This is a genomic window from Aeromicrobium sp., assembly GCF_014378035.1.
Classification (GTDB): Bacteria; Actinomycetota; Actinomycetes; order Propionibacteriales; family Nocardioidaceae; genus Aeromicrobium.
The window spans coordinates 1-4921 of the sequence record NZ_JACMOM010000330.1; the positions used below are offsets into that span (position 1 = coordinate 1).

At 62.4% G+C, this 4921-nt stretch carries 3 protein-coding genes and 4 tRNA genes; 4 read left to right on the top strand and 3 right to left on the bottom strand.

The genetic code is table 11. The features are described from left to right. Positions 1–38: 38 nt before the first annotated feature. Both H7290_RS17680 and H7290_RS17685 read right to left on the bottom strand, forming a co-directional pair. Positions 39–110 (bottom strand) — tRNA-Val (locus H7290_RS17680). Positions 111–231: 121 nt separating this feature from the next. Continuing rightward, positions 232–1056 (bottom strand): aminotransferase class IV, encoded by an 825-nt coding sequence (locus tag H7290_RS17685; RefSeq protein ID WP_290515339.1) that lies wholly within the window; start codon positions 1054–1056, stop codon positions 232–234. An 86-nt stretch (positions 1057–1142) separates the two neighbouring features. On the opposite strand from H7290_RS17685, the gene H7290_RS17690 reads away from it, so the two are divergent. The 3 genes from H7290_RS17690 (at position 1143) to H7290_RS17700 (ending at position 1425) form a co-directional block, all read left to right on the top strand. Further along, positions 1143–1214, top strand: a tRNA-Gly gene (locus tag H7290_RS17690). 26 nt (positions 1215–1240) lie between these two features. After that, positions 1241–1311: transfer RNA gene (locus tag H7290_RS17695), tRNA-Cys, on the top strand. A 39-nt stretch (positions 1312–1350) separates the two neighbouring features. Continuing rightward, positions 1351–1425, top strand: a tRNA-Val gene (locus H7290_RS17700). Between the two features lie 106 nt (positions 1426–1531). Here H7290_RS17700 and H7290_RS17705 read toward each other — a convergent pair. Further along, positions 1532–4051, bottom strand: a complete 2520-nt coding sequence (locus H7290_RS17705) for an RNA helicase (protein ID WP_290515340.1) — start codon at positions 4049–4051, stop codon at positions 1532–1534. Between the two features lie 180 nt (positions 4052–4231). Here H7290_RS17705 and H7290_RS17710 point away from each other — a divergent pair, with 180 nt between their 5' ends. Then, positions 4232–4921, top strand: coding sequence for a hypothetical protein (locus tag H7290_RS17710; RefSeq protein WP_290515341.1), 690 nt, complete (start codon positions 4232–4234; stop codon positions 4919–4921).

The window sequence follows — 4921 nt, forward strand, 5'->3', positions numbered from 1 at the left end:
GACGGCCAACTCGACACGGTCAGGTGCGGTTATACGGGTGGGCGATACTGGGTTCGAACCAGTGACCTCTTCGGTGTGAACGAAGCGCGCTACCACTGCGCCAATCGCCCGTGTGGTGCGAACAAAACCCTAACGCACTAGCCGTCCCGCACATAAATCAGGCTGCACCCTCCTAACGTCATCCCGAACGAGCTCCCTGGGCCACGTTCGGCATGACCTTACGCAGGCGACTCAGGGATCAATGTCCTTCACGCTCTCGCGGGCCCAGATCTCCTGGACTTTTGCCGTGATCGGTCCCGGCGCCGGCAATTCGCGCCCATCTACCCGCGAGATCGCCTGAACGTCGCGGGTTGTCCCGACGAGGATCACCTCATCAGCACGCTTCAGAACGTCGATGGAGTCGTCTCTTTCGATGACATCTGCACACCACTGGAGGACAAGGGCTCGCGTCACCCCGGCCAGGCACCCCGACCCCAGCGTCGGGGTGATGAGCTGCCCGTCGAGGACATACAAGATGTTGGAGCCGGTGCCTTCGCACAGCATTCCGACGGTGTTAGACATTACTGCCTCCGATGCGTCGCGGGCGAGAGCGTGTTCGACCATCAGTGCGTTCTCGGCATACGACGTCGTCTTGAGGCCGGCGATCGCGCCTCGCTCGTTGCGCGGCCACGGAACGGTGACGATCGTGCTGACGCCGGGCGGACGGTCGCATGGCTCGGTGATGACAACGCTCGTAAGACCGTGCGTGCCGCGCGGCGAGCCCAACGTGCCCAGGCCGGAAGTGACGGTGACACGTATGCGACCGAAAGCAATTTCCTGACCCTCGATGGTGGCGTCGACGCCTTCTCGGATCGCGCCGACGTCGGGCTTCCCGATGCCCAGACCATGCGCCGAGGTAACGAGACGATCAAGGTGTCTGGTCAGGGCAAACGGTGCGCCGTCTTCGATTTTTATAGTCTCGAAAACCCCGTCACCGACGATCATGCCGTGATCAAGCACGGAGATTGCCCGATCTTTGGGTGATTCGAGGAGTTGTCCGTTAACCCAAGCCTGCATACGGTTACCGTACCGCGACCCCGGTTTGGGTTCGCGGCCCCGAATCGGCTATCGTTTCGTCTCGTCCTGAAGATCATTTCAGGCATGCGGACATAGCTCAGTGGTAGAGCATCACCTTGCCAAGGTGAGGGTCGCGAGTTCGAATCTCGTTGTCCGCTCGGAGCAGGTTTCTGACCTGTTTTATGGTCGAGTGGCCGAGAGGCGAGGCAACGGACTGCAAATCCGTCTACACGGGTTCAAATCCCGTCTCGACCTCGAAGAGGTCTCACGACCGACGCGGTCCTTCGGGATCACGGGCGATTGGCGCAGCGGTAGCGCGCTTCCCTGACACGGAAGAGGTCACTGGTTCGAACCCAGTATCGCCCACCACAAGAAAATGGACTCTGACCAGCGGAAACGTGGTCAGAGTCCATTTTTCATTTCGGGTGCGTGCCCAGAAACCCATACTTCCGTCGGGGTTTGTGCGTTCCTGGGCTCAGGCCGGGCCGACCGCTGTCACGCGGTCGTCCGCTTCGCCCGCCTCGTCGGAGGCCGCGAGGTCGACCTCGGCGCTGATGCCCCAGTCCCGGTCTCCGGCTGGGTCTTCAAAGGTCTGGCGCACGGTCCACGTCTCCCGGCCCTCCTCGACCATGAACAGGTCCGGGCCTCGTGCCGCCGGCCCGGTGCCGAGCTCCTCATATTCCTCGTCATAGGCTGCCATCGCTTCCGACCAGGCGATGGCGTTCCAGCCTTCGTCGCGGTCGAGCTCTCCCAGTGCGCTCCACCGGCCGAAGGCCGCCAGCTCTACCCGACGGAACATCGCATTACGCACCAGTACGCGGAAGGCTCGCACATTGCCCGTGACTGGACGCGGCGACGCACTCCCGTCTGCTTTCGCCCGGACCTCGGCCGGATCGACATCCGGTGCGATCAGTTGCTCCCACTCATCGAGCAGGCTGGAATCGGTCTGGCGTACGAGCTCGCCAAGCCACTCGGTCAGGTCGATGAGTTCCTCGTTGCGCACAGTTGCCGGTACGGTGCGTCCGAGCGTCTTGTAAACGTCGGAGAGGTAGCGCAGGACCATACCCTCGGACCGTGCAAGTCCGTAATCGCCAATCAACTCCGAGAACGTCATCGCCCGTTCCCACATCTCCCGCACGACCGACTTCGGTCGCAACTCGTGGTCGGCGACCCAGGGTTGACCCTTGCGATAGTGCTCGTATGCCGCCTCGAGCAACTCCTGCAGAGGCTTCGGATGAGTGATCTCCTCGAGCAGCTCCATCCGCTCCTCATACTCAATCCCGTCCATCTTCATCTCGCCGATGGCCTCTCCCCGGGCTCGGTGCTGCTGAGCGCGGATGACGGGCCGCGGGTCCTCAAGGGTTGCCTCGACAACCGATACGACGTCGAGGGCATACGTAAGGGACTCACGGTCCAGCAGGTCGAAAGCGGCGACGGCGAACGGCGACAGCGGTTGGTTGAGCGCGAAGTTCGCCTGCAGGTCGATGGTCAGGCGCAACGTCTTGCCCTCGGCATCGGGCGGATCGACCCTCTCTACGACGCCGCCGGCGAGGAGCGCCTCGACAATGTCGAGCACCTCCTGCAGCATCTTGTCCTGCGCCTCGACCGGTTCGTCGCTCTCGCGTAGCAGATGTTCGAGGGACGCGAGTGCGTCGCCAGGGCGGGAGATGACGTCGAGCACCATCGCGTGACTCACCCGCATCCGCGAGATAAGCGCTTCAGGAATGCCCGTGGTGAGCCGATCGAAGGTGCCCTCTCCCCACGAGACGAAGCCTTCGGGAGGCTTCTTGCGGACGACCTTGCGCCGCTTCTTGGGGTCGTCGCCCGCCTTGCCGAGCGCCTTGATGTTTTCGATCTCGTGCTCCGGAGCCAGGACGACGACATGTCCGACTGTGTCGAAGCCGGGCCGCCCCGCTCGTCCCGCGATCTGCTGGAACTCTCTGACCTGCAGCTGACGTTGCCGGGTGCCATCGTACTTCGACAGACCGCTGAAAAGCACCGTACGGATCGGTACGTTGATTCCGACGCCCAAGGTGTCGGTGCCGCAGACCACCTTGAGCAGGCCGGCCTGCGTAAGTGTCTCGACGAGGCGTCGGTAGCGCGGCAGCATCCCCGCATGATGCACGCCGATGCCCATGCGCACTAGCCGCGAGAGCGTCTTGCCGAAAGCAGAGGAGAAGCGGAAGTCGCCGAGATGCTCGGCGATCAGGTCACGTTCTTCACGGGTGGCGACCTTGATGCTGGTGAGTGCCTGGGCACGCTCGAGTGCAGAGACCTGCGTGAAGTGCACGACATACACGGGGGCTTGGTGGGTCTCGATCAGCTGCTCGAGAGTCTCTTGCACCGGGGTGGCGACGTACTCCGTAACCAGGGGCACGGGGCGATCGGTCGAGGCGATCAGTGCCGTCGACCGGCCAGTGCGCCTGCTGAGGTCACGTTCGAAGCGAGTCGTGTCGCCGAGGGTTGCCGACATCAGCAGGAATTGTGCTCTCGGCAACTCGATGAGGGGTACTTGCCATGCCCAGCCACGATCAGGATCGGCATAGAAGTGGAACTCGTCCATGACAACCAGTCCGATATCCGCATCCGCTCCTTCGCGCAGCGCCATATTGGCCAGGATCTCCGCAGTCGCGGCGATGATCGGGGCATCGGCGTTCACCGCGGCGTCGCCCGTGACCATGCCGACATTGTCGGCACCGAAAATTTCGCACAACTCGAAAAACTTCTCGCTGACGAGGGCCTTGATTGGTGCGGTGTAGATGCTGCACTCACCGCGTGCAAGAGCCGAGGCCATCGCTCCCGTCGCCACCAGACTTTTGCCCGAGCCGGTCGGGGTGGCGAGGATGACGTTGGAACCCGAGACGCACTCGAGCAAGGCCTCCTCCTGCGCCGGGTAGAGCGTGAGGCCCCGGCCCTCGACCCACTTCATAATCGCGTCGTACACGGCGTCCTCGTCGGTGGTCGTGCCGTTGGGCAGCAAATCGATGAGGCGCATGCTGGCATTGTCTCCCGTAGTCGGGAGCGACTGACCCGGCGGTACGGCTTCAGCCAGAATCATTTCGCTCTCCAGAAAAAGTTGAAACCAACCGGACCAATCCTTTTTGTGGACTGCGGCGAATCACCCCTGACAGCAAGTCAATTGACTCTGTGTCCATCTACGCAAGGAATGATTCTGATGCAGTTCCTCCAGAACAGCACGAAGGGCAAGCGACTTTTCGTCGGTATTGCTGCCGCAGCAACTTTGGCTTTGCCCTTGGCAGCCTGCGGTTCCACGAGCGACTCCAACGTGAGTTCCTCTTCGGCCAAGGCTTCGGTCGCCAAGCCAGCGGCGTCGATTGACGCACTCACCGGCGAAGACACGGCAATCCTGCTCGACACGGGATTCACCGACGCGCTTACGTCGCTCAAGTTGACTCCCGGCGTTACGGGCGACGCCAAACTCACCGACGGTTCGCTGGTCTTCCCGATCACCGGCGGCAACGTCACCTACTTCAAGCCCGGCACGGCATCTCCCTACGTCATCGGCCAGATCCAGCACGAAGGTTCAGGCCTGTCCCTGACAGCCGGCGACACCAAGGTCGAACTGACCAACCTCAACGTCGATCCCGGCGTGTCGCGTGTCTACGGCGATGTTTCACTCAACGGCGAGACCGTTGTCAACAGCGCCTACCTGTTCACCCTGAACGGCTCCACGCTCAAGCCGCTCCAGGCTTCGGGCTCCACGGCGGTCCTCGAAGGCACCAAGGTCTTCATCTCACCGGTCGCCGCTGCTCTGTTGAACTCGACGTTCAAGACCGACGCCGTCACCGAGGACCTCTTGGTCGGCATCGCGAAGATCACCGTCAACACCACTTCGGGTGACTAA